Source organism: Paraburkholderia sartisoli, from assembly GCF_900107685.1.
Lineage (GTDB): Bacteria > Pseudomonadota > Gammaproteobacteria > Burkholderiales > Burkholderiaceae > Paraburkholderia > Paraburkholderia sartisoli.
The window spans coordinates 130,735-157,369 of sequence record NZ_FNRQ01000001.1 but is presented as its reverse complement, the minus strand read 5'-3'; the positions used below and the strand labels follow the sequence as shown (position 1 = coordinate 157,369).

At 65.0% G+C, this 26,635-nt stretch carries 29 protein-coding genes; 10 read left to right on the top strand and 19 right to left on the bottom strand.

What is annotated here, in order from left to right; all coding sequences use genetic code 11:
* Positions 1-3: 3 nt before the first annotated feature.
* The gene (locus tag BLV45_RS00755) at positions 4-1,290 is read right to left on the bottom strand and encodes a dicarboxylate/amino acid:cation symporter (RefSeq protein ID WP_090527543.1); all 1,287 of its coding nucleotides are present in this window, start codon (positions 1,288-1,290) and stop codon (positions 4-6) included.
* 354 nt (positions 1,291-1,644) lie between these two features.
* On the opposite strand from BLV45_RS00755, the gene BLV45_RS00750 reads away from it, so the two are divergent.
* A complete protein-coding gene (locus tag BLV45_RS00750; protein ID WP_090527540.1) occupies positions 1,645-2,091 on the top strand; it encodes a hypothetical protein in 447 nt (148 codons plus the stop codon).
* A 46-nt stretch (positions 2,092-2,137) separates the two neighbouring features.
* Complete coding sequence (locus tag BLV45_RS27370) at positions 2,138-2,275, top strand: hypothetical protein (protein ID WP_176954044.1); 138 nt, start codon at positions 2,138-2,140, stop codon at positions 2,273-2,275.
* 95 nt (positions 2,276-2,370) lie between these two features.
* Here the strand turns inward: BLV45_RS27370 and lipA are convergent, their stop codons facing one another.
* From lipA to BLV45_RS00735, 3 genes are all read right to left on the bottom strand, one after another.
* Positions 2,371-3,375 carry a lipoyl synthase gene (lipA, locus tag BLV45_RS00745; RefSeq protein ID WP_090527537.1) on the bottom strand — a complete coding sequence of 335 codons (1,005 nt, stop codon included), beginning with the start codon at positions 3,373-3,375 and terminating at the stop codon, positions 2,371-2,373.
* Positions 3,376-3,388: 13 nt separating this feature from the next.
* Positions 3,389-4,174 (bottom strand): lipoyl(octanoyl) transferase LipB, encoded by a 786-nt coding sequence (lipB, locus tag BLV45_RS00740; RefSeq protein WP_090527534.1) that lies wholly within the window; start codon positions 4,172-4,174, stop codon positions 3,389-3,391.
* An 83-nt stretch (positions 4,175-4,257) separates the two neighbouring features.
* Positions 4,258-4,584, bottom strand: coding sequence for a DUF2917 domain-containing protein (locus BLV45_RS00735; RefSeq protein ID WP_090527532.1), 327 nt, complete (start codon positions 4,582-4,584; stop codon positions 4,258-4,260).
* 99 nt (positions 4,585-4,683) lie between these two features.
* On the opposite strand from BLV45_RS00735, the gene BLV45_RS00730 reads away from it, so the two are divergent.
* Positions 4,684-5,646: a transcriptional regulator GcvA gene (locus tag BLV45_RS00730; RefSeq protein WP_090527529.1), complete on the top strand. Its 963-nt coding sequence runs from the start codon at positions 4,684-4,686 to the stop codon at positions 5,644-5,646.
* A 54-nt stretch (positions 5,647-5,700) separates the two neighbouring features.
* Here BLV45_RS00730 and BLV45_RS00725 read toward each other — a convergent pair whose 3' ends face one another.
* The 9 genes from BLV45_RS00725 to BLV45_RS00685 all read right to left on the bottom strand — a co-directional run bounded on the left by BLV45_RS00725 (position 5,701) and on the right by BLV45_RS00685 (position 13,592).
* Positions 5,701-5,970 carry a DUF493 family protein gene (locus tag BLV45_RS00725; protein ID WP_090527526.1) on the bottom strand — a complete coding sequence of 90 codons (270 nt, stop codon included), beginning with the start codon at positions 5,968-5,970 and terminating at the stop codon, positions 5,701-5,703.
* 120 nt (positions 5,971-6,090) lie between these two features.
* Entirely contained in the window at positions 6,091-7,320 is a 1,230-nt protein-coding gene (locus BLV45_RS00720; protein ID WP_090527523.1) for a D-alanyl-D-alanine carboxypeptidase family protein, read from the bottom strand.
* 359 nt (positions 7,321-7,679) lie between these two features.
* On the bottom strand, positions 7,680-8,324 hold the full coding sequence (locus BLV45_RS00715) for an alpha/beta hydrolase (protein ID WP_090527520.1): 645 nt from the start codon (positions 8,322-8,324) through the stop codon (positions 7,680-7,682).
* Positions 8,325-8,331: 7 nt separating this feature from the next.
* Entirely contained in the window at positions 8,332-8,649 is a 318-nt protein-coding gene (locus BLV45_RS00710; protein ID WP_090527517.1) for a (2Fe-2S) ferredoxin domain-containing protein, read from the bottom strand.
* A gap of 106 nt (positions 8,650-8,755) precedes the next feature.
* Positions 8,756-9,913, bottom strand: coding sequence for a VanZ family protein (locus BLV45_RS00705; protein WP_090527514.1), 1,158 nt, complete (start codon positions 9,911-9,913; stop codon positions 8,756-8,758).
* Between the two features lie 31 nt (positions 9,914-9,944).
* A complete protein-coding gene (locus tag BLV45_RS00700; protein ID WP_090527511.1) occupies positions 9,945-10,586 on the bottom strand; it encodes an ABC-type transport auxiliary lipoprotein family protein in 642 nt (213 codons plus the stop codon).
* Between the two features lie 18 nt (positions 10,587-10,604).
* The gene (locus tag BLV45_RS00695; RefSeq protein WP_090527508.1) at positions 10,605-11,567 is read right to left on the bottom strand and encodes an MlaD family protein; all 963 of its coding nucleotides are present in this window, start codon (positions 11,565-11,567) and stop codon (positions 10,605-10,607) included.
* Positions 11,568-11,583: 16 nt separating this feature from the next.
* Positions 11,584-12,462 (bottom strand): ABC transporter ATP-binding protein, encoded by an 879-nt coding sequence (locus tag BLV45_RS00690; RefSeq protein WP_090527504.1) that lies wholly within the window; start codon positions 12,460-12,462, stop codon positions 11,584-11,586.
* A complete protein-coding gene (locus BLV45_RS00685) occupies positions 12,459-13,592 on the bottom strand; it encodes an MlaE family ABC transporter permease (protein WP_090527502.1) in 1,134 nt (377 codons plus the stop codon). The genes BLV45_RS00690 and BLV45_RS00685 overlap by 4 nt, the downstream gene beginning before the upstream one ends.
* A gap of 137 nt (positions 13,593-13,729) precedes the next feature.
* On the opposite strand from BLV45_RS00685, the gene BLV45_RS00680 reads away from it, so the two are divergent.
* From BLV45_RS00680 to BLV45_RS00670, 3 genes are read left to right on the top strand one after another with little or no spacing between them, the layout of a single operon-like run.
* Complete coding sequence (locus BLV45_RS00680; protein ID WP_090527499.1) at positions 13,730-14,635, top strand: biotin--[acetyl-CoA-carboxylase] ligase; 906 nt, start codon at positions 13,730-13,732, stop codon at positions 14,633-14,635.
* Entirely contained in the window at positions 14,632-15,474 is an 843-nt protein-coding gene (locus BLV45_RS00675) for a type III pantothenate kinase (protein ID WP_090527496.1), read from the top strand. The genes BLV45_RS00680 and BLV45_RS00675 overlap by 4 nt, the downstream gene beginning before the upstream one ends.
* A gap of 36 nt (positions 15,475-15,510) precedes the next feature.
* The gene (locus BLV45_RS00670) at positions 15,511-15,750 is read left to right on the top strand and encodes a hypothetical protein (protein ID WP_090527493.1); all 240 of its coding nucleotides are present in this window, start codon (positions 15,511-15,513) and stop codon (positions 15,748-15,750) included.
* A 30-nt stretch (positions 15,751-15,780) separates the two neighbouring features.
* On the opposite strand, the gene rfaE2 is transcribed toward BLV45_RS00670, so the two are convergent.
* The 6 genes from rfaE2 to BLV45_RS00640 form a co-directional block, all read right to left on the bottom strand.
* The gene (gene rfaE2 / locus BLV45_RS00665) at positions 15,781-16,263 is read right to left on the bottom strand and encodes a D-glycero-beta-D-manno-heptose 1-phosphate adenylyltransferase (protein WP_090527490.1); all 483 of its coding nucleotides are present in this window, start codon (positions 16,261-16,263) and stop codon (positions 15,781-15,783) included.
* 232 nt (positions 16,264-16,495) lie between these two features.
* Positions 16,496-17,377 (bottom strand): ferritin family protein, encoded by an 882-nt coding sequence (locus tag BLV45_RS00660; protein ID WP_090527487.1) that lies wholly within the window; start codon positions 17,375-17,377, stop codon positions 16,496-16,498.
* Between the two features lie 462 nt (positions 17,378-17,839).
* A complete protein-coding gene (locus BLV45_RS00655; RefSeq protein ID WP_090527484.1) occupies positions 17,840-18,661 on the bottom strand; it encodes a PhaM family polyhydroxyalkanoate granule multifunctional regulatory protein in 822 nt (273 codons plus the stop codon).
* Positions 18,662-18,830: 169 nt separating this feature from the next.
* Positions 18,831-19,685 (bottom strand): enoyl-CoA hydratase/isomerase family protein, encoded by an 855-nt coding sequence (locus tag BLV45_RS00650; RefSeq protein ID WP_090527481.1) that lies wholly within the window; start codon positions 19,683-19,685, stop codon positions 18,831-18,833.
* 75 nt (positions 19,686-19,760) lie between these two features.
* The gene (locus BLV45_RS00645; RefSeq protein WP_090530913.1) at positions 19,761-20,978 is read right to left on the bottom strand and encodes an ABC transporter substrate-binding protein; all 1,218 of its coding nucleotides are present in this window, start codon (positions 20,976-20,978) and stop codon (positions 19,761-19,763) included.
* A gap of 256 nt (positions 20,979-21,234) precedes the next feature.
* On the bottom strand, positions 21,235-22,227 hold the full coding sequence (locus BLV45_RS00640) for a fumarylacetoacetate hydrolase family protein (protein ID WP_090527478.1): 993 nt from the start codon (positions 22,225-22,227) through the stop codon (positions 21,235-21,237).
* 251 nt (positions 22,228-22,478) lie between these two features.
* On the opposite strand from BLV45_RS00640, the gene BLV45_RS00635 reads away from it, so the two are divergent.
* The 4 genes from BLV45_RS00635 to BLV45_RS00615 all read left to right on the top strand — a co-directional run bounded on the left by BLV45_RS00635 (position 22,479) and on the right by BLV45_RS00615 (position 26,574).
* On the top strand, positions 22,479-23,312 hold the full coding sequence (locus tag BLV45_RS00635) for an IclR family transcriptional regulator (protein ID WP_245753088.1): 834 nt from the start codon (positions 22,479-22,481) through the stop codon (positions 23,310-23,312).
* Positions 23,313-23,347: 35 nt separating this feature from the next.
* Complete coding sequence (locus tag BLV45_RS00630; RefSeq protein ID WP_090527472.1) at positions 23,348-24,550, top strand: DUF3108 domain-containing protein; 1,203 nt, start codon at positions 23,348-23,350, stop codon at positions 24,548-24,550.
* A 517-nt stretch (positions 24,551-25,067) separates the two neighbouring features.
* Positions 25,068-25,325, top strand: a complete 258-nt coding sequence (locus BLV45_RS00620) for a BTH_I0359 family protein (protein ID WP_090527467.1) — start codon at positions 25,068-25,070, stop codon at positions 25,323-25,325.
* A gap of 181 nt (positions 25,326-25,506) precedes the next feature.
* A complete protein-coding gene (locus BLV45_RS00615) occupies positions 25,507-26,574 on the top strand; it encodes a homocysteine S-methyltransferase family protein (RefSeq protein WP_090527464.1) in 1,068 nt (355 codons plus the stop codon).
* Positions 26,575-26,635: the final 61 nt, after the last annotated feature.

Sequence of the window (26,635 nt, the reverse complement as noted above, 5' to 3'; positions counted from 1 at the left end):
ACATCAGGCTCCGGCCGTTTCGCGATCGATGACGGGCGTCTCGCCGCGAATCACCGAATTCAGCTTCTTGCGGTCCAGCTCCTTCTCCCACGCCGCCACGACAACCGTTGCCACGCCGTTGCCGACGATGTTCGTCAGCGCGCGGCATTCGCTCATGAAACGGTCGATGCCGAGAATCAGCACCATGCCCGACAGCGGGATCGTCGGCACCACGGCGAGCGTTGCGGCCAGCGTGATGAAGCCGGCACCCGTCACGCCGCTTGCGCCCTTCGACGTCAGCATCGTGACGGCGAGCAGCGTGAGCTGCTGGCCCCACGTCAGATCGATGTTGGTCGCCTGCGCGATGAACAGCACGGCCATCGTCATGTAGATGTTCGTGCCATCCAGATTGAACGAGTAGCCCGTTGGCACGACGAGACCAACCACCGAGCGCGAGCAGCCGAGCTTTTCCAGCTTCTGCATCAGTTGCGGCAGCGCCGCTTCCGACGAGCTCGTGCCCAGCACGATCAGCATCTCTTCCTTGATGTACGCGACAAAGCGGAAGATGTTGAAGCCCACGAGGCGCGCGATGGTGCCGAGCACGACGATCACGAACACCACCGACGTCAGATAGAACGTGCCGATCAGCTTGAGCATCGGGATCAGCGAGCCGATGCCGTACTTGCCGATGGTGAACGCCATCGCGCCGAACGCGCCGATGGGCGCCAGCTTCGTGATGATGCGCACGATGCCGAACAGCACGTGCGACAGGCCGTCGATCAGGTTCGTCACGACCTTGCCCTTCTCGCCGGCGGTGGCGAGCACCGAGCCGAACAGCAGCGCGACGAGCAGGATCTGCAGGATTTCGCCTTGCGCGAACGCCGACGAGATCGTGTTCGGAATGATGTGCATCAGGAACTCGACGGTGCTCTGGCCGTGCGCCTTGGCGGCGAACGACGCGACCGACGAACTGTCGAGTGTCTTCGGATCGATGTTGAAGCCGGCGCCCGGCTTCAACACGTGCGTGGCGATGAGGCCAAGCACCAGCGCGAACGTCGAGACGATCTCGAAGTACAGCAGCGCCTTGCCGCCCACGCGACCGACCTTCTTCATGTCTTCCATACCCGCGATGCCGCTCACAACCGTACAGAAGATGATCGGGCCGATCACCATCTTGATGAGCTTGATGAAGCCGTCACCGAGCGGCTTCATGTCGACCGCGAGCGTGGGCCAGTAGTGGCCGAGCGCGATCCCGATCAGGATCGCGACGATCACCTGGACGTACAGCACTTTATGAATGGATTTTTTCACGATGGTGTCTCCTTGCTCTAGTTTGTCGGGCCGTGGCGGCCACGGCTTCTGGTTTGCAAGGTCAGTGCCAGCCCGGCACCGCTCGTTTATCTTTGATTTATATGGGATTTTTCGGAGAGCGACGCAACGGGCGTCCGGGTTTCCGGAAATCCGGAATCCGTCCGTCGGAGAATCCGGACGCGCGTCCGCCCGGATTGCGTCGAAGTCCGGGTTGCAGTTTGTCGAGGACGAGGGCTCGCGGACAGACCCAGGCCATCCGGTCTATTGCTGCACCTGGAGGCGCAGCGCGATCATCAGGGACCGATCTACCTGCTTCGCCGCGACAGACGCGGCGAAGCCCCCTGAACCGACCCAATGACAGACCTTTTCAGTTTCGCCGGCTGGTTATTCGTGAACGTTGGCGTGCCGGTGTTCGCACCGGTAACGTTGCTTCCGCTGCTCACGTTCAATCGCTTTTATCGAGACCTCGGACATAATTTCCTGTTCCGGGCAGTACAGGAAGGCCAGCTTTTCTGGACGGCAATCGGCATGTGCGCCGCCGCCTGCTACGACCTTGGAGGCGCACTGAACGAATCCTCGTCGCCATCCACGCGTGGATATGCATGGTTGTGGCTCATCTGGCATGTCTTCTTTCTCGTGATCTCCGCGGTGCTCGTATTGAACGGGACGATTGATTCCGTAATGCGATCAGCGGAAAACTCACGCGATAGATCGACGAACAAGAACTTTGTCCGCGCATCAATCTTGATCACGATCATTACATCGAGCAGCTTCACGCTAGTACATTATTGGTTCACCTGAACAATCCTCTCAGGTTCCGCATTTTTTCTTTTCAGGGAGGTTCGACATGTCAAACCTGATCGACGCATACATCGCAAACGTCGCATTCCGCCAGAAATTTATCGTGGCGGTCGAGCGCTTTGCCGTCGTGGGCGGCATTCTGCTTGTCGCCGTGACGGTCATCGGAATGAAGTACTTTCCTTAACACTGGCACTATCCCACCGTCGAAACGCGCTCCACAAAAAAGCCCGCAAAATTTTTGCGGGCTTTTTTGTCAACAGAAACGAAAACGCATCGGGCTCAAACCACGCCGGCCCCATGCGCCTGCACGTCCGCGTGATAGCTGGAACGCACCATCGCGCCCACGGCGGCATGCGTGAAGCCCATCTTGTACGCTTCTTCCTCGTACATTTTGAAGGTGTCGGGATGCACGTACGAACGCACCGGCAGATGGTGTTCCGACGGCTGCAGATACTGGCCGATCGTCAGCATGTCGACGTCGTGCGCGCGCAGATCGCGCATCACCTGAAGAATTTCCTCTTCGGTTTCGCCTAGACCCACCATCAGGCCAGACTTCGTCGCGACATTGGGATGCAGCGCCTTGAAGTCCTTCAGCAGCTTCAGCGAGTGCGCGTAGTCCGAACCTGGGCGCGCTTCCTTGTACAGACGTGGCACCGTTTCGAGATTGTGGTTCATCACGTCGGGTGGCGCGGCATTCAGGATGCCGATCGCGCGGTCCAGACGGCCGCGGAAATCCGGCGTCAGGATTTCGATGCGGGTTTCCGGCGAAAGCTCACGCGTCTGGCGGATACATTCGACGAAGTGCGCCGCGCCGCCGTCGCGCAGATCGTCGCGGTCGACGCTCGTGATCACCACGTATTTCAGCTTCAGCGCGGCAATCGTGCGCGCCAGATTGCCCGGCTCCTCGGTGTCGAGCGGATCGGGGCGGCCGTGGCCGACGTCGCAGAACGGGCAACGGCGCGTGCACTTGTCGCCCATGATCATGAACGTCGCGGTGCCCTTGCCGAAGCATTCCCCGATGTTCGGGCAGCTCGCCTCTTCGCAGACGGTGTGCAGGTTGTGTTCGCGCAGGATCTGCTTGATCTCGTAGAAACGCGAATTGCCGGTGGCGGCCTTGACGCGAATCCAGTCCGGTTTCTTCAGTTTTTCGATCGGAATGATCTTGATCGGAATGCGCGCGGTCTTGGCCTGCGCCTTCTGCTTCGCGGTGGCGTCGTAGGCTGCGGGCGCCGGGGCGGCGTCGGTGGCGGGAGTGCCGGCGAGATTCGCGGTAACGTCAGTCATTCGTTTGATCCAGTCAGGCGGTGACGGCACCGGCCTGCGGTTGGGCGACGGCCGCGGTTGTGCCGTCGATGTTTGCGGTGAGGCGTGCTGCGAACGTCCGGGCCACGTCGTCCCAGCCGGCGGCGACGCCCAACGTCGCCATGTCGACCGTTTCGAGGCCAGCGTAGCCGCACGGATTGATCGCCAGAAACGGCTGCAGATCCATGTTCACGTTCAGGCTGACGCCGTGATAGCTGCATCCGTTGCGGATTTTCAGGCCGAGCGCGGCGATCTTGGCGCCGGCATGCAGGCCTGCGTCCGGACCGGGCGCCACGTAGATGCCGGGCGCGCCCGCCTTGCGTTCTCCGGCGAGATTATACGCCGCGAGCGTTTCGATTACGGCCTGCTCGATCCGCGTGACCAGCTCACGCACCATCAGCTTGCGCCGGCGCAAGTCGAACAGCAGGTAGGCGACGACCTGTCCCGGGCCGTGATACGTGATCTGACCGCCGCGATCGACCTTGATGAGCGGAATGCCGCTGTCGGCGGCCAGCAGATGGGCCGGGTCGCCGGCCTGGCCGAGCGTGAAGACAGGGGGATGTTCAACGAGCCAGATTTCGTCGACGGTGTCCGCGGCGCGCGCGTCGGTGAACGCGCGCATGGCGTCGAAACTGATTTCGTAAGACTCGACGCCGCGCCAGCGCACCGTGACCTGCCGCGCGGCGGGCGCGGAACTGTCGCTACCGGCGGCGGGAGCAGCCAGACTGGACGGGGTTGAACCGGGGGACAACGTAGACGGGAAAACCGGCGTGGCGCACATGATTTCGCCAGTTTACCGAAATACGGCGTGCCCCGCCGGCGTGCGCCCGGTTCCAGAACGCACAACGGCGGAGCGACGCCCGCTCAAACGGTCCGCCAGCCCTGCCGCAGCCAGCATCCGAGCCGGTCAGTCACGCGGGCGAACCAGTTTATCGCGCGCTCGTCGGCACGGGTCGGCACCGAGAAGGCCAGCCGCGCCACCGGACCGCCTTCGACGCTCAGCCACAGCCGCTCGCCGCGCCGCAACCGCAGCGTGTGGCCGGCCTCCAGCCAGTAATCCTCGATATCGTCGCTACGGGTCACCCACACGGCGGCGCCGCTCACCTTCAGACGTGTGCTGCGCATCACCATCAGCGGCACCGTTTCACCGGCCTGGATTTCAAAGGTTATGCTAGAGGAAATTTCTCGCATGGTCTGCTCCGACAAAGTCATTCTGACGACTACAATCGTAGACGTATCAAGGGTTAGCGCAAAACGACCAATTTTCACGGATATGTGAGAAAAACTGCGATGGACCTCCGACAACTTCCTGCCCTGAACGCCGTCAAGGCGTTCGAAGCCGCCGCCCGGCACGAGAGCTTTTCGCGTGCCGCCGACGAACTCTTCGTCACGCACGGCGCGGTGAGCCATCAGATCCGCGCGCTCGAAGCCGAACTCGGCGTGGCGCTGTTCGCCCGCGAAGGCAAGCGCGTGCGGCTCACCGAAGTGGGCGGCCGCTACGCGACGCAGGTGCGCGCCGCGCTCATGGCGCTCGCCGATGCGACGCGCCAGATCCGCGCCGGCGACCGCGAGCGGCGACTGGTCGTGACGATGCTGTCGTCGTTCGCGGCGCGCTGGGTGACGCCGCGCGTCGGCAGCTTCATCGAGGCGAATCCGCAGTGGGACCTCGAATTGCTGTCCACGAATGTGCTCGCCGATTTCGCGCGCGACGACGTCGACGCGGCGATCCGGTTCGGTTTCGGCAAATATCCGGGCCTGCACTCGGAACTGCTGCTCGAGGAGATTTTCTTCCCGGCATGCTCGCCGGACTTCAACGGCGGCAATCTGCCGAAAACACCGGCCGATCTCGCGAACGCGCCGCTGCTGCGCTCCGACGACGAGCTATGGCGCCCGTGGTTCGAAGCCGCCGGGCTCACCGACCTGCCGGAGCCGAAGCGCGGCGTGCTGTATCAGGATTCGTCGAACCTGCTGCAGGCGGCCATCGACCGTCAGGGGATCGCGCTCGTCCGGCGCTCGCTGGCCATGCACGAGATCGCGAGCGGGCGGCTCGTGCGCCTGTTCGATATCGACGGCCCGAGCCCGTGGCAGTACTACTTCATCTGCCCGCCGCCAATGCTTCAGGCGCCGCGGGTCGCGGCGTTCAGGGAGTGGGTGTTCGCAGAAGTGGCGCGCTTCAGGCAGCTCTTCGAGCGCGCGTGCGCCGGACGTTCGTGCGCGGAAAATGCTACGGACGCGTTGCACGTCCAGTCGTAGTGGTCACCGCGGCAACGCATACCCGCATGTGCGGGCCGGCGCGGCGACAGCGCATCACAGCACCACTTTCACCATCGGATGACCGGTGAGCGCGCGGTAAATATCGTCGAGATGAGCGCGGCTCCGTGCGCGTACCGTCACCGTCAGGCCGGTGTAGTTGCCGCTACTCGACGGGCGCGTTTCGATGCGCGTCGCGTCGAATTCGCCGTCGAACTCGCGGATCACCGTCACGATCGTTTCGTGGAAATCCGGATGCGACTTGCCCATCACCTTGATCGGGAAATCGCAGGGAAACTCGAATAGCGAGTCGTTTGCTGAATCCATCGTTTGCTCCTTCCGGCGCCGCATGCCTCAATTCACCGATGCGCCGCCCTGTCTACCCTCGACGCGACGCGCGGCTCGCGGCAAACACCACCGGCACGCGCCGCGTCGACCTTCCCAAGCTTACTTCTTCTTGTTGAACATCAGCATCATCGAATCCCATACGCGTCCGACGATGCCGGCCTGCGGCACCGCCTGCAGCGCGACGACCGGGATTTCCGCGAGCGTCTTGCCATCCGCGACGATCTTCGCGGTGCCGACCTGCTGGCCGTCCGTGATCGGGGCGATCAGCGGGTCCGTGAGCTCGACCTGCGGCTTCGCCTTGTCGCCCACGCCCTTCGGCACGGTGATGAACTGGTCGCTCTTCACGCCGATCCTGATGGTGTCAGCCGCACCCTTGTAGACGCGCGGTGTCCCGATCACCTGACCCGCCTTGTACAGGCGCACCGTGTCATACGCGGTGTAGCCGTAGTTCAGCATCTTCAGGCTGTCCTGCACGCGATCGTGTTCCTTCGGCTCGCCCATCATCACCGTGACGAGACGGCGCGTCGCGTCGGGTGAACCCGGCAGCGGACGCTTCGCCGTTGCGATCAGGCAGTAGCCGGCAGCCTGCGTGTGCCCCGTTTTCAGGCCGTCGACGGTCGGATCGAGCCACAGCAGACGGTTGCGGTTCGGCTGCTTGATCTTGTTGTACGTGAATTCGCGGACCGAGAAGATGCTGTAGTAGTCCGGGAAATCGCGGATCAGGCGCGTCGAGAGAATCGCGAGGTCGCCTGCCGTCGTGTAATGCTGCGGGTCAGGCATGCCGTTCACGTCGGCGTAGTGCGTGCTCTTCATGCCGAGGCGCAACGCTTCCGCATTCATCATCGACACGAACTGCGTCTCGCTGCCGCCGACCAGTTCGGCGAGCGCGATCGCCGCGTCGTTGCCGGACTGCACGATCATGCCGTACACGAGATCATGCACGGTGACCGGCTTGTTCGCTTCGATGAACATGCGCGACTCGTCCGTGCGCACGCGGCGCACGGCTTCGCTCGGCATGATCGTCTGGTCCATCGTGATCTTCTTTTTTTGCAGCGCGTCGAACACCAGATACGCGGTCATCAGCTTCGTGAGCGACGCCGGTTCGACCCGCTCGTCGGGATTGCCCGAGGCGAGCACCTGGTTGGCGGTGGCGTCGACGAGTACCCACGAGCGTGCGTTCACGCCCGGAGGCGCCACCTGCGCGAACGCCGTGCTCGCCACAAGTGCCGCGGGCAGCAGGACGCCGAGCGCAACCGTGCGACGGATCGAAGAAGGTGCGAAAGACGCGAGGGACATCGGGGACGAAGTGCCGGAGGAGGAAAAGCGCATAGGATCGATTCGGGCAGAAATGTGCTTTGCGCGCGGGGGCACGCAGATGGGAAGAGCCGGTCGGCGGGCGCTCGCCGGCTGCATATGCAGTTCGGCGGTGCGGCGCCCGTTGGACTTCCGGCCACGCGATCGGTTCGCGCAGCGTTACCGCCCATCCGGCGATGCGAGCGGGCATCGAGCCGGACAGAGGGGCAACGCTGCGCCCAAAAAAGAGCGCTCATTATACGCGTCGCAATCCGACAATCCGCCGACAACGGGGGCGATAAATTCACATTTCGTGCGTACCTGTACCCCGAAATCGTGTGCGAGGCGGTTGCAGCGGCGTCTTCCGCGCACGGTGACTTCGGGTGAGCGCCGCGTTACCGCCAGGCGTCGACGATGATCCGCTTCAGAATATGCAACTTGCGATGCAGGAAATGCTCGGCGCCCGGAATCACGACGACCGGCAGTTCCTGCGGCGCGGCCCAGTCGAAGACCGACTGGATCGGCACCGTTTCGTCGGTTTCACCGTGAATCACGAGCGTGTTTTCCGGCACCGGCGCAACTTCCCAGTTGCTCGCGGCCGTGCCGACGAACACGATGCGTTCGATCGCGTGGCCTTCCTCCTTTAACCGCGCGGCCACGTGCGAGAGCACGAACGTGCCGAACGAAAATCCCGCCAGCACGAGCGGCAGATCCGCCTGCCCTGCCTGCGCGCGCATGAAATCGAGCACGGCGCGCAGATCGTCACGCTCGCCGATGCCCTTGTCGTGCTCACCCTGCGTTTGCCCGACGCCGCGAAAATTCGGGCGATACGTCACGTAGTTCAGCTGCACGAGCGTGCGTGCGAGCGTCTGCGCGACCTTGTTGTCCATCGTGCCGCCGAAGAGCGGATGCGGATGCGCGACGAGCGCGATACCGCGCGGCGCGGCGCCGTTGTCGCGCGCTTCGTCGGGCGTGTCGACGGCGACCTCGATCTTGCCGGCAGGGCCGTCGATCAGGATTTTTTTTGTATGAACGTTCATGGGCGGATCAGATTTTCAGACGTTCGACGACCTTGCCGTTCACCAGATGCGAATCGACGATTTCATCGATGTCGGTTTCGTCGATGTACGTGTACCAGGTTCCTTCCGGATACACCACGATCGTCGGACCTTCCTCGCAGCGATCGAGACAGCCGGCCTTGTTGATGCGCACCTGGCCGGGACCCGCGAGGCCGAGCTTCTTCACGCGTTTCTTCGCGTATTCCTGCATTGCCTGCGCGTTGCAGTTCGCGCAGCTGGGTCGCTCCGCGCCGGGTTCGCGCTGGTTGAGACAGAAAAACACGTGGTACTTGTAGAAAGAATCCATGGTGTCCGGCGAGTGGGCAGAAAGCGTTTGAGTTGCGTGACGCGGACGGTGGATGCAGGTCCGCCATGTGGGTACTGGGTCCGGACGATTATAGCGAGCGCGCCCGTCAGCCGCTGGCGCGGCCCCGCGAAACCCACGCCCGTTCGGCCGAAAACGCCAGCCAGACGAGCGCCGCGTACGGCCACATCCACGCGAGCCAGCGTGCAAGACCGTTGAAATGCAGATAGCGGCCCTGGCGCCAGTCGGCGAGCACGACATCGAAATACGGATTCACCGGCAGCAGGTTGCCGAACACCAGCATCAGCACGAGCGCGAGCGCCGCAAGCGCCGCGCGCCACGCCGACGGCAGACCGAGCGCAAGCAGCCCGGCGAGCACGCCGCACAGCAGGCCGGTCAGCGCACCGGGCGTCGCCCAGTCGAACGCGAGGCCCGTCTGCGACTGCAGGAACGTGGCGCCGACTTTCACGAAGAGCGTCACCGCGACGAACGTCAGCAGCAGCCGGATGCGTGGCGCCCGGTCGCGCACCGGCAGCGACGCCAGCGCACACGCGGCGAACAGGCTGAGCGCGGTGATCACGGCTTCCCATGCATCGTCGGGCAGCCAGGCGGCGACGTGCGCGGGCCACGACGGCACATTCCAGCGCCCGGGCGTCCACGCGAGGAGCGCGTCCTGCATCGTCGAATCGAAGTGCAGCCAGAGTTCACGCGGCCAGTCGCCGATACCGAAGAGGCGCGGCGCTGGATACATCGTCGCGAACGGCCACAGCAGCGCGAGCCCGAGGAGCGCGGCCGCATCGCGATGGAACCACAGGAAACGCATGCGCCGGAGGACGCCGCGATCGAGCAGCGGGCCGGTCGCCGGCGCCATCATCGCCGCGCCGAGAAGCGCGCCGAGCGCGTTGGCGGCGAGATCGAGATTCGACGCGACGCGCGTCGGCAGATACGTCTGAATGGCTTCCATCGTGCCCGAGAGCCACGCGCCCAGCACGAATGCGACGCCGGCGGCCAGCGCGCCGCGACAGCGCGGATACATCGCGAGCACGACGAGCGCGCCGAACGGCATGTAGCCGAGCACATTGGTGACGACGTCGAACGCGGTGAGGTATTGCGGAAGCGGATCGAACAGAAAATCAAGCGGCCCGAGCCCCAGCGAGCGCCAGCCGGAAAACGGATACAGCGAGCCATACACGATCAGGGCCGCATACAGCGCGAGCGCCTGTCTTGCGAACGCCGACGGGCGGCGCTGCCAGGACTTCACTGACATGCAGCGCTCCGGTGTACGCGCCGCGAAGTGGTCATTGCGCGGCGACGAGCGGCTGCACGCCGAGCCACGCGCTGATCTGCGAGACGAGTTCGTCGCTGGCGGCGGCAAGCGCGCGCGCGCCGCCCGCCGCGTCCGGCGAACTCGCCGGCGCGCGCGAGACGAACGTGCGCTGGCCGACGACCTTGCCATCCTGGAACAGCGTGGCGCGGGCCGTCACGGCGCCGTGGCTTTCCGCCTGGCCGTCGAACACCTGCTCGAACTCCTGCAGCTCCACCTTCAGCACCGGCGCGCGCACGCTGTCGGCGCCCGTCAGCACGGCACCGCGCGAACTGAGCGCCGCGCGCAGACGCTGCGTCAGCAGTTGCGTGGGCGGCATGGTCCAGTGGCTGTTCGCGTACGCGGAGAGCTGCTGCGCGTCGCTGTAGCTCAACCGGTAGCTAAGCTTGTCGGAGCCGAGCGTTTCGGGCGCCTCGACGTCAAGCACCTTGATGGCCGGCATCGGGCCCACCGACGCAGCCGGCGGCGGCGGCCCGAAGTCGTAGCGGATATCGGAGATGGCCGCCGGATTGCCGGCGCATCCCGACAGCACGCCGAGTGCGAGCACGAGTGCGAACGCAGCGCCGGACGGGAAGAACCGGCGTGTGTGCGTGAAAGGGCTAGGCGAGCGTGGCATTGCAATGTTCCTTGTCAGTCATTTCGTGGCGTGGGCCGCGGGCCAGGCAAAGCCTGGCTCACCGGGGCCCGGCGCGGCCGGCGCGGCGCCGAACAGCACGCTGCGCGGGTTGTTGCTGAACGTGTCGGCGGCACGGTCGACCGAGCGCGCGGCGCTGCGCACGTCGTCGGCAAGCGTGTTCACGTGCGGCAGCGTGTCGTAGCCGACGCGCGCCGACAGCACCTGCACCGTCTCGTTGATCGACGTCAGCGCGACGCCCGCCTGCTGCGCCGCTGTGCCGACCTTGTTCAGGTTGACTTCGAACGGGCCGTCGGGCCGGTTCAGGCTGGTGATCAGCTGGTTCGTCGAGGCCAGCGTGCTGTCCAGCTGGTTCAACGTCGCCGGCAGCTTACCGGCGGCGGGCGCCATCTGCTGCGTCAGGGTCGCGACGCCATCCGCTGCGTGCTGCAGGCTCGCCGTGGTCGACATCAGCTGCGCGCGCATTTCCGGCGACATCAGTTCATCGACGTCGTCCGCCACCCGTTCCAGCTTGCGCAGCAGGATGTCGCCGCGCTTCTGCAACTGGTCGAGCAGGCCTGGATGCATCGGAATCTGCGCGATCTGCTTCGGCGTCGACGGCATCGGCGACGGGTCCTTGCCCGTGTCGTCGAGCTGGATGAACGCGATGCCCGTCACCCCCTGGAAGCCGAGGCTGCCGTACGTGGAATGCGTGATCGGCGCGTTCCGGTCGACCAGAATGCGGATCAGGATCTGCCCTGGATGGTCGTGATCGAACTTGATCGACTGCACCTTGCCGACGTCGAGCCCGCGATAGCGCACGGCGGCGTCGGTAAAGAGGCCCGTCACGTTCGTGCGCGCGATCAGGTCGTACGGTTCGCGCACGGACCGGTCGACGTTGAACAGGAACGCCGCGATGCCGATCGCGACCACCAGCACGACGGTGAAGAGTCCAGCCCAGAAGGCATGTGATTTGTTTTCCATGGTCAGGTTCCCGGATTCACAACTGGACTTCGGACGATGCCGGCTCGAGGGCGGCGGCAGGCAGCTTCGCGCGCCGCTCCGGCGGCAGCGCCTGCAACGCGCGCCGGCCGCGCAGGCCAAGAAAATACTCGCGGATAAACGGATGATCGACGCCCGCGGCCTCCTCGACGGGCGCGGCGACCAGCACCTTGCGGTCGGCCAGCACCGCAACGCGCGTCGAGAGCGCGACCATCGTGTCGAGATCGTGCGTGACCATCACGACGGTGAGTCCAAGCGCGCGATGCAGCGTGCTGATCAGATCGACGAACTCTTCCGACGCCTGCGGATCGAGGCCGGCCGTCGGCTCGTCGAGAAACAGCAGTTCCGGTTCGAGCGCGATCGCCCGCGCGATGCCGACGCGCTTGATCATGCCGCCCGACAGCGCCGCCGGCATTTTCGACGCGTGCTTGCACGGCAGGCCGACCATTTCGAGCTTCAGCATCACGATGTCGCGCAGCAGGTCTTCGGGGATGTCGCCGAGTTCGCGCAGCGGCTGCGCGATGTTGTCGAACACCGACAGCGACGAGAACAGCGCGCCCTGCTGGAACAGCATGCCGTAGCGGCTGCGCATGAGGCGCGCCTCTTCCGGCTCGATCTTCGAGGTGTCTTTGCCGAATACCTTGATCGTCCCCGACGACGGCCGCTCGAGGCCGAGAATCTGCCGTACGAGCGTCGTCTTGCCCGATCCCGAACCGCCGACGATCGACACGATCTCGCCGCGCCGCACCTCGAAGTCGAGATGCTGGTGCACGATGTTGCGCCCATAGCGCTTGCTGAGGTTGTGGACCTCGATGACCGGTTCGGCGATCTCCGGCACCGGCTGGTCACGGACAGCGGTCGCGAGCGGTGCGGTCATCCGAGCCCCACGTTCTGAAAGAGGATGGCGAACACGGCGTCCGCGAGAATCACGATCGTGATCGACGTCACCACGGAAGTGGTCGTGCCTTCACCGAGACTCTGCGAATTCGCCTTGATGCGAAACCCGAAATGACAGCCGACGATCGCGATCAGCATCCCGAACGCGACGCCCTTGCCGAGGCCGATCCACAGGTTCGCGATCGGCACGACGCCCGGTAGCGCCCGCGCGAAGTAGCTCATGTCGATGCCGAGCACGATTTTCGCGGCGAGCGCACCGCCCGTCAGCGCGACGATGTTCGTCCACATCACGAGCAGCGGCATCGCGATGCCGAGCGCGAGCACGCGCGGCAGGATCAGCCGCAGGCCGTGCGGAATGCCCATCACGCGCATCGCGTCGAGCTCCTCGGTGACCCGCATCACGCCGATCTGCGCGGTGATGGCCGAGCCGGAGCGTCCCGCCACCAGAATCGCCGAGAGCACCGGCCCGAGTTCGCGGATCACCGAAAGCCCGAGAATATTGACGATGAACTGGTTGGCGCCGAAAAGCCGCAACTGCTGCGCCGAGAGATAGCTGAGCACGATGCCGATCAGGAACGCGACGAGCGCCGTGATCGCCAGCGCCCTGGCGCCGGCGTTATAGACGTTCGCGGAAATCTCGGTCCATGGAATCAGCTTCGGGTTGCGCACGATGGCGAGCAGATCGAGCACGACCCGCCCGAACATCGCGATGCCGCCATACAGGTGCTCGAAGAACGAGAAGATCGCGAGACCCAGCCGCGTGAACGGATCGAAGCGCTGGATTGCCTCGGGGTTTTCGCGGGCCAGGTCGAGCAACGCGATACGGTTGAAGATCTCGCGCTGCGTGGCGTTCAGCTCGACGAGACCGGCGGGCATCCGGTAGCCCCACACGCGCCACAGCGCCTGGCCGCCGACGTGATCCAGCCGGTCGACCCGTGACAGGTCCCATTGGCCGATCTTCTCGGTCGCGACGGCGCGCAGCCTGAGCACGGCGCCGCTGCGATCGCGGTCGCGCGCGAGCGCGAGCGCCGTCCACTGGCCGGATAGCCGGACGATCTTTCCCTGGCTGCCAGCCGCGACTTCGAGGCCGGGCGGAGTATCGTGGTTCAAGGATCGCGGGTTCGCTTGATGGAGTCAGCGGCCATTGTAACGAAGGTGCTGCATCTGGGCGGTCCGGGAGCACCTGGTTACGTCCGCTAGCGCTCCCTCGCGCCCACTTGCGGCGATGGACAACTACAATACGCCACATGAATCCCCGCACACCTTCCCCCGACGCCACGCCAGCCGGCGACTGGCGCATCGACCGGGCGCGCGCCGTCACGCTGTTCGGACCGGCCGCGCACGACTGGCCCATCGACATCGTCGAAGAAACCGGCTCGACCAACGCCGACCTGATGGCCCATCTGAAGTCGCTGCCGCGCGAGCACGATGCGCTGCCGCGGCCGATGGTCCGCGTTGCCTATCTGCAGACCGCCGGGCGGGGCCGGCGCGGCCGTCCGTGGTACGCCGAGCCCGGCAACGCGCTGCTGTTCTCGGTGGCGTGCGTGCTGCCGCGCCCGCTGGAAGGGCTGGCCGGGTTGAGCCTGGCGGTCGGCGTCGCGCTGGTCGACGGATTGCGCTCGCTGCCGCTCGCGGCGCCGGGCCAGATTTCGCTGAAATGGCCGAACGACGTGCTCTTCGAAGGCGACAAGCTCGCCGGCATCCTGATCGAGACGGCGTGGAGCACGGCGGACGCGAGCGCGGTCGTGATCGGCATCGGCACCAACGTGAAAGGCGCCGACGAGCTGGCGGCGAAAGTCGGCGCGCTCAATGCCGGCGCCCCTGCGCAGACGCGCGGCACGACGCCGACAGCGTTGTCCCGTGCGCTGCCGAACGCGAATCTAACCGATACGCTCGCGGCCGAGCTGAACGCGCTGGAGCCGGCGCTGCAGCGCTTCGCCGCCGACGGCTTCGCGCCGTTCCGCGCGCGCTGGAACGCGTGCCACGGTTACGCCGGGCGCGAAGTCGTGCTGGTCGAACAGGGCGTCGAGGTGATGCGCGGCGTCGCAGCGGGTGTCGACGACAGCGGGCTTCTGCTGCTCGACACCGCGACGGGCCGCGAAGCCATCTCGACCGGCGACGTGTCGCTGCGCCTCGCCGACGGGGTCGCATGAACGGCAAGCCCTTTTTGCTGATCGACGCGGGTAACAGCCGCATCAAATGGGCGCTGGTGCAACGCGACGGCACGCCGCTGCGAAGCGGCGCGTTTGCACACGACACGGCGCAAACGGACGTCCCAGCCGACGATCCGGACTGGTCCGCATTAGCCGCATCGTCGTTACCGGCGCCTGAAAGCGCGTGGATTTCGAACGTCGCGGGCGAAGCTGTCGCGCGCCGCATCGAGCGATTGGTCGACGCGCATTGGCCCGTGCTGCCGCGCACGACGATTCGCGCCGTCGCGCGCCAGTGCGGCGTGACCAACGGCTACACAACGCCGTCGTCGCTCGGCAGCGACCGGTGGGCGGGCTTGATCGGCGCGCACGCGGCGTTTCCCGGCGAGCCGCTCCTCATCGCCACGTTCGGTACCGCGACGACGCTCGAGGCGCTGAGCGCCGACGGCACGTTTGTCGGCGGCGTGATCGCGCCGGGCTGGTCGTTGATGATGCGCTCGCTCGGCGAGCATACCGCGCAATTGCCGACGCTCGATGCCGCCTCCGCCCGCGATCTGCTGGATCAGGGTAAAAGCCCGGGCACGCGTCGCGGGCCGTCGTTCGCGACCGATACGCCGCGCGCGCTCTCGGCCGGCTGCGCACTCGCGCAGGCGGGCCTGATCGAGCGCATGTGGAGCGATCTCTGCGATGCGTGGAAGGTGCCCGTGCGGCTCGTGACCGGCGGCGGCGCCGCGGATGGGGTGACAGCGGCGCTCAAGGTGCCGCATACTCGCCACGATTCGCTGGTGCTGTCCGGTCTCGCGCTGATTGCTGCCGAAGTCAGCGGCGCCGGACACAGCTGATCTGACCCAAACTATTTGCCGACGGAGAACCCGACGATGCTGCGCTGGCTGATCGCCATCCTGTTTCTTGCCAACATGCTGGCGTTTGCCGCCGTGCGCGGCGTGTTCGGACCGCTGCCGTCCGCCGGGCTGCGCGAGCCGAACCATGTGAGTCGCCAGGTTCACGCCGAATCGCTACGGATTCGACCGATGACAGCCGCCGAGGCCGCCGATCAGGCGGTAGTCGGGGAACCGGCGCCCTCCGCGCCGATCGCGGCGTCTGCGTTGACGCAGTAAGCACCCGGACGGGCGCCGTCGCCCGCGCCATCAGCCCTGCGTGCGCACCTTCCTGAGTAGCGCCGTGGTCGAGCGGTCGTGCTCGAACGGAATCGCGAGCGCGCGACCGCCCCAGCCGCGCACCAGCGCCGATTCGGGCAGCACGTCCATGTCGTAGTCGCCGCCCTTCACCAGCACGTCCGGACGCAGCGCTTCGATCAGCGCAACCGGCGTCTGCTCTTCGAAACACACCACCCAGTCGACGCTTTCGAGCGCGGCGAGCAACGCCATGCGGTCGGCTTCGTTGTTGATCGGGCGGTCGTCGCCCTTGCCGAGCATGCGCACCGACGCATCGCTGTTCACGCCGACAATCAGCGAAGCGCCGAGCGCCTTCGCGTCGGCGAGATACGTCACGTGCCCGCGATGCAGGATATCGAACACGCCGTTCGTGAACACCACCGGCCCCGTCAGCGACGCACGCAGTTGTGCGAGCGCGTCGCGGGTCATGATCTTGCGTTCGAAAATGGCGGACATGGCGAGGAAATCAGAAAGAAGAACCCGTCAGGATCGCACTTGCCGCTGCAACGCGCGACAACACAGGTTCGTTGAAAAATGAGAATGCGCGCCCCGGTTCCGGACTGAACGCGAAATCTGGACGGCAACCAGAACAACGGCCCGGAAAGCTTGCGCTTGCCGGGCCGTTTCGATTCCTGGCTGCATCCAGTGCGTTCGTCACGAAACGAGCGCAACGGGGCAGCGCGACGCGTCAGGCCGGTTGCTGCTGGGGCGCACCGGTGCCCTGCTCCGCCTGCAGCCGCGTCACCACTTCCTTGCGATAGCGGTTCAGTTCCTGCGCCGTCGTGAACGTGCGCTCGAACAGGATCGACAGGTTGTGCAGAATGCGCTCGACGACCTTCTTTTCCCAGCCGTCATCGAAGCGGATCTGTTCGTCGAGCCAGCGCTCGAGCCATTCCGGATCCGGCAGACGCGACTGGATCGTGTCGCGCGGGAACAGTGCCTGGTTCACGTGCAGGTTCGTGGGGTGCAGCGGCTTTTCCGTGCGACGCGCCGACGCCATCAGCACGCCGATCTTGGCGAAGGCGGCACGCGCGATATCGCCCGTTTGCGCCATCGCTTTCTTCATGTAACGCAGATACGCGCCACCATGACGCGCTTCGTCGCGCGAAATGGTTTCGTAGATGTGCTTGATAACCGGTTCGGTATGCCATTCAGCCGCGCGGCGATACCAGTGGTTCAGGCGGATTTCGCCGCAGAAGTGCAGCATCAGCGTTTCGAGCGGCGGCGCCGGATCGAATTCGAAACGCACCGCGTGCAGTTCCTCTTCCGTCGGGCACAGCTCCGGCCTGAAGCGACGCAGATATTCCATCAGCACCAGCGAATGCTTCTGCTCCTCGAAAAACCAGACGCTCATGAATGCCGAAAAATCGCTGTCGTGATGGTTGTCGCGCAGGAACATTTCCGTGGCGGGCAACGCCGACCACTCGGTGATCGCGTTCATTTTGATCGTTTCCGCCTGCTCGTCGGTGAGCAGCGACGCATCGAACCTGGACCATGGAATGTCTTTCTCCATGTCCCATCGAACGGATTCGAGCGATTTATAAAGTTCCGGATAAAGCATGGTGTTCATAGTCCCACCCCTGTTCTGCGCAATGCGACGTCTGTTTGTATCTGTTTGCTGCGAGCAAGCCGGAGCCCGCTATCGCGACCTGAGAATCATTCAATTTTACGCGGTAATCGGGCGTCCAGATGCACCGCCTGGCAAAGAAGCTGGCGGCAAAACATGCACTTGCGAAAACCGGAATGCTTGAATCGGTCGACCGTGGGTGAGGAAAAACCATGCCTGGGTCGGACCGGCCCGCGCCGGACTGCACCGTCAAACCGCCTGCCGGCCTTGCCGATGGCGGTTCGAGCTGCTCGAATCATTGTTTTCAGTGTGCGCAAACGGGCCCAAAAAGCTTACAGGATAATAGCACGGGCCCTATGACAGTTCGGCGGAAGAGACCGCCTGCAGCGGTGTCGATTGTGGCGTCGATGCCGCTATTTGCGCCCGCTTGTTGCGCGAGCGCAAAAACCGTGCGGGCATGCATGTTCAGGCCCCCGAAGCAGGCGTTTTCTTCGCGGCGCGACCTTCAGCTGTGCTTTTCGACGACGGCGCACGCTTCGTCGCCGGGCGCTTCGCCGCGCCAGATGACTTCGGCGCGGCCTCGCGGGTTGCGCCGGTGCCGCTGGCGACGCCGGGTTCGTCCGCGTCGTGCGCCGCTTCGGCCAGGTCTTCCGCCGTGGTCGTCGCGCCCGGCGCCGCGGCCGGCTGCGCCATCGCGAACTGCGCCAGCTGGTTGAACTGCGATTGCAGCAGGTTCCACCACGCCGAGGCTTCGAAAGGCGGCGCCTGTCCGGTATCACCGGCTTCGTCCGCTGCATCGGACGCGCTCGCCTTCGTTCCGGCAGGCCCGGCCCGCCCTGCCGCCGATGTCTCAGATGCCTCCGGTGGCATCCACGACGGCATCGATGACGAGGACGTGGACGCCGAACCCGGCGTGGAAGCCGCCGCCTTCATCGACGACTGCGCGAACGCGCCGAATGCCCGCAGTGTGGCGAGCGTCGCGCGTTGCACCTCGAGCGCCTGGATGGCCGACTGCAGCATGTTCAGATTCAGCTTCAGCCACTGTTCGACGGCGCGCATGTCGGTGATGCGCTTGTCGAGTTCCTCGACGTTGGTGAGCGGCGCCATCATGTCCGACATCATCGAAAGCGACGGCCCCAGACCCTGCGCCGCGCCGGCCTGCGCGCCGGGAAAGGCCGAGCCGAACGGCGTGAGCCGCATCATGTCCCACATCCGGTCGAGCATTTCAGCGGGCGGAAAACCCGGGAAGCCGGGAAAGGGCGGCGTGGAGCCGGTTGTATCGGTCATGGTTTTCTCCTCGCACCTGGAATTGGCGGGACGCAGCGGCCACGCCGCGTCGGGTTCGCCCGGTTCGTCCGATCATACCGCGCGTATCAGTACCCGCGAGTACCCGCGAGCACCCGCGCGCGCCAGAAAACCCGCGCCGCGTGGACGCCACGCGGCACGGCCAGCGGCATCAGAATGGATCGCCGCGTCTGAAGTCGGGGGCGCGGCGCTCGCGCAGCGAGCTCACGCCTTCGCGCACGTCGGGGCCGGCAAAGCCCATGAATTCAAGCGCGAGCGACGTATCGAAGGTCGGCCCCGCCAGGCGCAGCCAGTTGTTCAGCGCGTACTTGGTCCAGCGGATCGCCGTCTGCGAACCGCTCGCGAGTTTCTGCGCGACTTCGAAGGCTTTCGGCAGCAGATCGTTTTCATCGACCGCGAGCGACACGAGACCGATCCGCTCCGCCTCTTCGCCGCTCACCGGTTCGCACAGCAACAGGTAATACTTCGCCTTCGCCATGCCGCACAGGAGCGGCCACACGATCGCCGCGTGGTCGCCCGCCGCGACGCCAAGACGCGTATGGCCGTCGATGATCCGCGCGCTCCTCGCCGCGATCGAAATATCGGCGAGCAGCCCGGCGACGAGGCCCGCGCCCACCGCCGGCCCGTGCATCGCGGACACCACCGGCTTGCTGCAGTTGATCACGTTGTAGACGAGGTCGCGCGCCTCCCGCCACACGCGCGTGCGCACGTCGAAATCGGTGGCCATCTGCTCGACGAGCCCGAGATCGCCGCCGGCCGAAAAACCCTTGCCCTCGCCGCGGATCACCGCGACGCGCACTTCCGGATCGCGGTCGATGTCACGCCAGATATCCGCGAGCTCGCGATGCATGTGCGCGTCGGCGGTTGCGAGGCCGCTTTTGTTCACGCCTTCGCCGCTCATCACGATTTCGAGAATGCCGTGCGAATGTCGCCGCAATCGCAGCGCGTGATAACCGGCGTAGAAATCCGGATTCGGTGTGCCCGGGGCCTGCGAATCGTGAGACATGACGGTCGATCCAGTAGAACGGTTCGTTTCGGAAAAGCCGCGGCGAAAGACGCAAGACGGGTGAACGTTCGCGCATCAGCGCGCCTGATACACCCACTTGCTGTCGCGAATCTCCACCATGACGCGGGCGCGCTGGTCGAGTCCAAGGTGATCAGTCGTGCTCATGTTGACAATACCATTGGAGTCCGCGAGACCGCGCGTCGCCTCGAGTGCGTCGCGCAGCGCCTGGCGAAACTCGGGCGTGCCAGGCGCCGCGGCCTTCAGCGCGACCGGTATGGCGTTACCCAGCAGCAGCCCCGCATCCCATGTGTACGCGCCGAACGCCGATACGCTGCCCGCGCCGTGCTGCGCCTCGAAGCGCGCGATGTAGTCGAGCGCGAGCCGCCTGGCCGGATGGTCGACGGGCAGTTGCGCGGCGACCAGCACCGGGCTCGCGGGCAGGAACGTGCCGTTGCAATCCGCGCCGCACACGCGCAGGAAGTCGTTATTGCCCACGCCGTGGTTGTGATAGATCAAGCCCTTGTAGCCGCGCGCTTTCAGCGTTTTCGGCGGCAGCGCGGCGGGCGTGCCGGCGGCGCCGACGACCACAGCATCCGGATTCGCCGCCATGATCTTGAGAATCTGCCCGGTGACGCCCGGATCGGTGCGATTGAAGCGCTCGTTCGCGACGAGCGTGATCTTGTGGAGTTGCGCGAATTTCGCGACTTCGGCGTAAAAGGTTTCGCCGAGCGCATCCGCCTGGCCGATATACGCGATCGTCTTCACGCCGTGCTCGCTCGCGTGTTCGGCGATCGCCGAGGCCATCATCGCGTCGGTCTGCGGCGTCTTGAACATCCAGTGACGCTTCGCGTCCACCGGCTCGATGATCTTCGCGGACGAGGCGAGCGAGATCGCCGGCGTCTGCCCTTCGGCGATCACGTCGAGCATCGCGAGCGAATTCGGCGTGATCGACGAGCCGATGATGGCGTCGACGTGTTCCTCGGAGATCAGCTTCTTCGTGTTCTGGACGGCCTGGGTGGTGTCCGACGCGTCGTCGAACACGAGGTATTCGACTTTCTGGCCAGCCAGTTCCTTCGGAAAGAGCGCCACTGTGTCGCGCGCCGGAATGCCGAGCGAGGCCGCTGGCCCCGTCAGCGACAGCACGAGCCCGATCTTCACCTGGGCTGCCGCCGTGACAGGAAGCGCGACGCTCACCGAGACGGCGAGCCCGAGCGCGAGCCATCGAAGAGCGCGAGCCGGCGCGGAAGAGCCGACGGGTTGAACCTGTGTCCGGGGACGACCGGATCTGGACATGAACGACCGGATTCGCATGCAAGTCTCCTCACCGTGGCAACGTGTTTTTTGTTCTGGCGCCCGTCCCATGCAAGACGGATGCGGTCTCGACGGGGATGTCCGGGCATCGCGCGGGGCACGGCACAGGCCGCGCGGATGCACGCGTGTGTCAGTGTAGCGACGCCTGCATACGGCGGAATCGGGCGAAACCCTCCTGAAAGATCACCCGGGCGTGAATTACCCACGCAACCCGGGGGATTTCCTCAGGACAACCGGATCAATGCAATCCTTCGATGGGCGCGACCGACTGGTCGATCGCGCCGAAAATCGATTTGCCGGCTTCGTCGAACATCTCGATCTTCACTGTGTCGCCGTATTTCATGAATTCTGTCTGCGGCGCGCCGTGTTCGATCGTCTCGAGACAACGCTTCTCGGCGATGCAGCAATAGCCGCGCTTCGCATCCTTGTTCGACACCGTCCCCGAACCGACGATCGCGCCCGCCCGCAGATTGCGCGTCTTCGCCGCGTGCGCGACCAGCTGGCCGAAATGAAACACCATGTCGATGCCGGCATCCGGCTGGCCGACTTTCCTGCCGTTCCAGTGCACGATCATCGGACGATGCACGCGCCCCTCGCGCCAGTGTTCGCCGAGTTCGTCGGGCGTGACGGCGACAGGTGCGAACGACGTCGCCGGCTTGCTCTGGAAGAAGCCAAAGCCCTTGGCGAGCTCGGCGGGAATCAGGTTGCGCAGCGAAACGTCGTTCGCGAGCGTCACGAGGCGCACGGCCTTGAGCGCCTGATCGGGCGTGGCGCCCATGCGCACGTCGCCGGTGATGACGACCACTTCGGCCTCGAAGTCGATGCCGTATTCTTCCGACTCGCACACGATGTCTTCTTTCGGGCCGATGAAGTCGTCGCTGCCGCCCTGGTACATCAGCGGATCGGACCAGAATTCGGGCGGCATGTCGGCGCCGCGCGCGCGGCGCACCAGTTCGACGTGATTCACGTAAGACGAGCCGTCAGCCCACTGGAACGCGCGCGGCAGCGGCGCCATGCAGGCCTTTGCATCGAACGCAAACGTGTTGCGGGCGCGGCCCTGGTTCAGCGCGTCGTACAGGTCGATCAGTTGCGGCGCATAGAAGGTCCAGTCGTCGAGGACGCGCTGGAGCGTCGGCGCGATCGCGTCCGCGATCGCCGCGGTGTGCAGGTCGCGGGACACGACGATCAGTTGACCGTCGCGCGTGCCGTCCTTCAGCGTGGCAAGTTTCATAGGCGATTTCAGCAGTGTGGATGACGATGGAAGGAATCTATTCTACGATGGTGAATCGTCGCAGCCCAAACGCGTGCGTTTCGTGAGCCTTATGAGCCCGCACGCGTCGGGTTGCCGTTGCGCGCATCGGGGGGAAGCCTGCTACCGTCCGTTGCCGGTTTTCACGCGTGACCGCCTGCGTGCAGCACGTGCTGCCCGTGCCTTCCGGTGACGGGCGAGACGCCACTCCATCCCACATGACTGCGAGACCAATGCATTCCACCGACGACGACGCCACCGATACGCACGAAGCCGGCGAGGAAAAGCTGCGCTCGGGCATCCAGTCGATCGAAGTCGGGTTCCGCCTGCTCGAGGTGCTGACCGACGAGCCGCGCGCGATGATGCTGCGCGACCTCGCGCAGCGCGCCGGCATGAGTCCGGCGAAGGCGCATCGCTACCTGGTGAGCTTTCTGCGACTGGGCGTCGTCGCGCAGGATCCGCTGTCGGGGCGCTATGAACTGGGCGGCTTTGCGTTGCAGCTGGGTCTCGCGAGACTGGCGCGCGTCGATGGCGTGAAGCTCGCGCGCATCGCGCTTGCCGACATGCGCGACCAGCTCGATTTCACGGTCGGTATCGCCGTGTGGGGCAACCAGGGGCCGACCGTCGTACACTGGATGGAGTCGAGTCATCCGGCGAAAGCGTCACTGAAGCTGGGCGACGTGATGCCGCTGCTCGGTTCCGCAACCGGTCTGCTGTTCGCCGCGTATCTGCCGCGCAGCAAGACGGGCGCGATGATCGAGCGTGAGCTTGCCGATTCGCGGCGTTCGACCTGGGCACACACGCCGCGCACGCACGATGACGTCGAGGCCGCGCTGGCCGACGTGCGTGAACATGGCGCGGCACGCGTCGAAGGCATGTTGCTGCCCACCATCCACGCGTTCTGCATGCCGGTATTCGACTCGACCGGCGATCTCGCGCTGGGCCTGATCGCGCTTGGACACGAAGGCGCGTTCGATATCCGCTGGAACGGAACGGTCGACACGGCGATGCGCGAATGCGCGGGGAAACTGTCGTATGAACTGGGCTACAGCGCGCATGCGCGCTGATCGACGAACCAACGCTCACGGGCCCGCACGTATCGATGTTGTCGCACGCAACCGCTTCCATTTCTGAACGCACGTCGCCGGCTCCATCCGCGAGCCGGAGCAGGCGTGCGTTGCGCTGGGTCGCCGTGCTGCTCGTCGTGATGCTGCTGCACTGGATCGCCGCGCAATGGGTCGAGCGTCATCGCAGCGCTTCACAGCCACTCGAACCGGATCATGCGCCCGTGCAGGTCGCACTGCTCAAGCCCGAACGCGTCGAGCAGGCGCCCGCGAACACCGCGCCGCCGGCCGCGGCACCCGCTCACCGCGCACCCGCACGCAAGCCGGCTGAACATGTGCTGACCATCACGCGCCCCGAAGCCAGGCATGCCGTAGCAGATGCGCCGGCTGCCGAGAGCGAACCGGCTTCCGCTACATCGGAAACGACATCGGCCGTATCGCCGGCTTCGTCAACCGGAGCCGCGACTGCGGCCACAGCAGGCGCTGCATCGGGTATCGGGAACGCCGGGGCATCGCAGGGCGTGAAGTTCTCCGTGCCGCCTTCGGGCGACCTGCAATACGACACGTTCTATAACGGTGTGCGCAACCAGCCCGGCACGATCCACTGGACGAGCGACGGGCACACCTACGAGATGGTCGTCTCCGTACCGTTGCCGTTTGTCGGCATCTTCACCTACGCGAGTCATGGTCATGTCGATGCGTTCGGCATTGCGCCGGATCAGTACATCGAAAAGCGCGGCCATCGCGCCGAAGACGTGACGATTTTCAATCGCGCGGACAAGCAGATCGCCTTCACGCGCACGCCCACCACCCTCGCGCTGCCCGATGGCGCGCAGGATCGTTTCAGCATGGTCATGCAACTGGCGAGCCTCGTACGCGGCGACCCTGCCGCATACAAACCGGGCGTCACGCGCGAGTTCTATGTCGCCGACAACGACAGCGGCGAAATCTGGCCCATCGAGACGATTGGTGACGAAAGCGTGCGCATACCGGGCGGCTACGTCGAGGCCCGTCACTTCATGCGTCTGCCGCGACGCGAAGGCGACCGGCGACGTATCGATGTATGGCTCGCGCCATCGCTCGGCTGGTTGCCCGCGCGACTCGTGCAGACCGAACCGAACGGCACGCAGATCGAACTGCGCTGGCGCGGCAGCGCCGCCACGCCAGGTTCAGACAGCGACGACACGGCCAACCCGTCCGCGCCTTCGGATGGCCCAGGCGGCGCCATCGAAAAACCCTGAATCTGGCGGAGAAGTTTTCCCGGCGTTTCAGAAACTTCCCGTCGACGGCTCACTCGCACCTCGAGCAACGCACGTTGCATGCGCGATCGGTCGACTTCCAGAAAGCGCATCCGTACGCTATCGAACAGATCAATGAAGTGTTGTTGCGAATACACACCGAAGAATGCGCATGCGCATGCGAAGCACCGCGCGATTTCGATGTATGTGACGCGGCGAAACGCATCGACCAACCAGCGCGGATCGTTGCCGGGCGTGCAATACGGGTACGACACAGGCGACCGCAAAGGCCATTCCCAGGTGTCGTTTCGCGTTGCTGAAGGCGGCCCATCCTGCACCGGTTAAACAATCGCACCGTTTTGCTGCGTTACTTGAAACGTTTCTCGCCACCCGGGTCTAAACTGTAGATCCGGACCTTTCACGCGCGTTACTCCGGGTCCACCCCTTGAATTCCACACCATATGCTCCATTTACAGCGCAGGAACGGCCTGGAGCCAACGGAAATATAAGGAGTGTCGCCATGCAGATGATCTATAACAGCCCCAACTATTGTGTTGTCGAGTTTCCGCCGGAAGACGGCCATCTCGCCATGCGTTCCGGTGGCTACGAGATTGTTGACAAGACCATGCAGCGCGAAATCTACATTGATGGTGCAATGGCGGCACGCTTTCGTGAACACGTACAGAAACTGATCGAAGACGAACCGTCGCTCGACGAGGTAGACGAATTCCTCGGCCAGTTCGACAGCCTGATGCATCAACCGGTGATCCTCCACTGAACCGTCGCCCGGGCGACACAACGCCTCGAAACCCCGTCCGGCATGCCGGACGGGGTTTTTCTTTTGGCGCGGCGCAAACGTGTGCCAGACCGCATGGCTCTGTCCCTCGAAGGGCAGAGCCGTGCCGCTCCGGCTACAATGATGCGTTTACCGCATCTTTCAGGCGCAAGCCTTGCCAGCCATGAACCAGCCTGCCCAAACCGTTGCTCCAGACTCCACTGCGGCCTATACGCGCGGCACCGCCCTGCCAGAACTCCTGAAGTCGCGCATCCTGATCCTGGACGGCGCAATGGGCACGATGATCCAGCGCTACAAGCTCGACGAAGCAGGCTATCGCGGCGAGCGCTTCAAGGACTACGGTCGCGACATCAAGGGCAACAACGAGTTGCTGTCGATCACGCAGCCACAGGTCATCAGCGAGATTCACGAGCAGTACCTCGCGGCAGGCGCCGACATTCTCGAAACCAACACGTTCGGCGCGACCCGCGTCGCGCAGGCCGACTACGGCATGGAAAGCCTCGCGATCGAAATGAATCTCGAATCGGCGAAGCTCGCGCGCGCAGCCTGCGACAAATACTCGACGCCCGACAAGCCGCGCTTCGTCGCGGGCGCCATCGGACCGACGCCGAAAACCGCGAGTATTTCTCCAGACGTAAATGATCCGGGCGCGCGCAACATCACGTTCGACGAGCTGCGCACGGCGTATTACGAACAGGCGAAGGCGCTGCTGGATGGCGGCGTCGACCTGTTCCTCGTCGAAACGATCTTCGACACGCTGAACGCAAAGGCCGCGCTGTTCGCGCTCGACGAACTGTTCGAGAACACCGGCGAGCGTCTGCCGGTCATGATCTCCGGCACCGTGACCGATGCCTCGGGGCGCATCCTGTCCGGCCAGACGGTCGAGGCGTTCTGGAACTCGCTGCGTCACGCGAAGCCGCTCACGTTCGGCCTGAACTGCGCGCTCGGCGCGGCGTTGATGCGTCCGTACATCGCCGAGCTTGCGAAGCTCTGCGATACGTACGTGTCGTGCTATCCGAATGCCGGCCTGCCGAATCCGATGAGCGATACGGGCTTCGACGAACTGCCCGCCGATACATCGGGGCTGCTGAAGGAATTCGCACAGGCGGGGCTCGTGAACATCGCGGGCGGCTGCTGCGGCACGACGCCGGAGCACATCGCCGCGATCGCGAAGGCGCTGGCCGACATCAAGCCGCGCAAGTGGCCGACGCAATACCGCGACGCGGCCTGAACGGCCACCGCCCACCGTTCGTCTTCAATCCGGCAACAAGCAATCAGGCGCGGCAACCACC

What these genes read in the sequence shown, in the direction of transcription:
- BLV45_RS00705 (WP_090527514.1), bottom strand. Translation starts at nt 9,913, where the DNA reads ATGTCAGTGAAGTCCTGGCAGCGCCGCCCGTCGGCGTTCGCAAGACAG.
- BLV45_RS00730 (WP_090527529.1), top strand. Translation starts at nt 4,684, where the DNA reads ATGGACCTCCGACAACTTCCTGCCCTGAACGCCGTCAAGGCGTTCGAA.
- BLV45_RS00640 (WP_090527478.1), bottom strand. Translation starts at nt 22,227, where the DNA reads ATGAAACTTGCCACGCTGAAGGACGGCACGCGCGACGGTCAACTGATC.
- BLV45_RS27370 (WP_176954044.1), top strand. Translation starts at nt 2,138, where the DNA reads ATGTCAAACCTGATCGACGCATACATCGCAAACGTCGCATTCCGCCAG.
- BLV45_RS00750 (WP_090527540.1), top strand. Translation starts at nt 1,645, where the DNA reads ATGACAGACCTTTTCAGTTTCGCCGGCTGGTTATTCGTGAACGTTGGC.
- BLV45_RS00720 (WP_090527523.1), bottom strand. Translation starts at nt 7,320, where the DNA reads ATGCGCTTTTCCTCCTCCGGCACTTCGTCCCCGATGTCCCTCGCGTCT.
- BLV45_RS00650 (WP_090527481.1), bottom strand. Translation starts at nt 19,685, where the DNA reads ATGTCTCACGATTCGCAGGCCCCGGGCACACCGAATCCGGATTTCTAC.
- BLV45_RS00695 (WP_090527508.1), bottom strand. Translation starts at nt 11,567, where the DNA reads ATGGAAAACAAATCACATGCCTTCTGGGCTGGACTCTTCACCGTCGTG.
- BLV45_RS00700 (WP_090527511.1), bottom strand. Translation starts at nt 10,586, where the DNA reads ATGCCACGCTCGCCTAGCCCTTTCACGCACACACGCCGGTTCTTCCCG.
- BLV45_RS00660 (WP_090527487.1), bottom strand. Translation starts at nt 17,377, where the DNA reads ATGAACACCATGCTTTATCCGGAACTTTATAAATCGCTCGAATCCGTT.
- BLV45_RS00680 (WP_090527499.1), top strand. Translation starts at nt 13,730, where the DNA reads ATGAATCCCCGCACACCTTCCCCCGACGCCACGCCAGCCGGCGACTGG.
- lipA (WP_090527537.1), bottom strand. Translation starts at nt 3,375, where the DNA reads ATGACTGACGTTACCGCGAATCTCGCCGGCACTCCCGCCACCGACGCC.
- BLV45_RS00645 (WP_090530913.1), bottom strand. Translation starts at nt 20,978, where the DNA reads ATGTCCAGATCCGGTCGTCCCCGGACACAGGTTCAACCCGTCGGCTCT.
- BLV45_RS00690 (WP_090527504.1), bottom strand. Translation starts at nt 12,462, where the DNA reads ATGACCGCACCGCTCGCGACCGCTGTCCGTGACCAGCCGGTGCCGGAG.
- BLV45_RS00655 (WP_090527484.1), bottom strand. Translation starts at nt 18,661, where the DNA reads ATGACCGATACAACCGGCTCCACGCCGCCCTTTCCCGGCTTCCCGGGT.
- BLV45_RS00615 (WP_090527464.1), top strand. Translation starts at nt 25,507, where the DNA reads ATGAACCAGCCTGCCCAAACCGTTGCTCCAGACTCCACTGCGGCCTAT.
- BLV45_RS00675 (WP_090527496.1), top strand. Translation starts at nt 14,632, where the DNA reads ATGAACGGCAAGCCCTTTTTGCTGATCGACGCGGGTAACAGCCGCATC.
- BLV45_RS00620 (WP_090527467.1), top strand. Translation starts at nt 25,068, where the DNA reads ATGCAGATGATCTATAACAGCCCCAACTATTGTGTTGTCGAGTTTCCG.
- BLV45_RS00630 (WP_090527472.1), top strand. Translation starts at nt 23,348, where the DNA reads ATGTTGTCGCACGCAACCGCTTCCATTTCTGAACGCACGTCGCCGGCT.
- BLV45_RS00710 (WP_090527517.1), bottom strand. Translation starts at nt 8,649, where the DNA reads ATGGATTCTTTCTACAAGTACCACGTGTTTTTCTGTCTCAACCAGCGC.
- BLV45_RS00735 (WP_090527532.1), bottom strand. Translation starts at nt 4,584, where the DNA reads ATGCGAGAAATTTCCTCTAGCATAACCTTTGAAATCCAGGCCGGTGAA.
- BLV45_RS00635 (WP_245753088.1), top strand. Translation starts at nt 22,479, where the DNA reads ATGCATTCCACCGACGACGACGCCACCGATACGCACGAAGCCGGCGAG.
- BLV45_RS00670 (WP_090527493.1), top strand. Translation starts at nt 15,511, where the DNA reads ATGCTGCGCTGGCTGATCGCCATCCTGTTTCTTGCCAACATGCTGGCG.
- BLV45_RS00715 (WP_090527520.1), bottom strand. Translation starts at nt 8,324, where the DNA reads ATGAACGTTCATACAAAAAAAATCCTGATCGACGGCCCTGCCGGCAAG.
- lipB (WP_090527534.1), bottom strand. Translation starts at nt 4,174, where the DNA reads ATGTGCGCCACGCCGGTTTTCCCGTCTACGTTGTCCCCCGGTTCAACC.
- rfaE2 (WP_090527490.1), bottom strand. Translation starts at nt 16,263, where the DNA reads ATGTCCGCCATTTTCGAACGCAAGATCATGACCCGCGACGCGCTCGCA.
- BLV45_RS00725 (WP_090527526.1), bottom strand. Translation starts at nt 5,970, where the DNA reads ATGGATTCAGCAAACGACTCGCTATTCGAGTTTCCCTGCGATTTCCCG.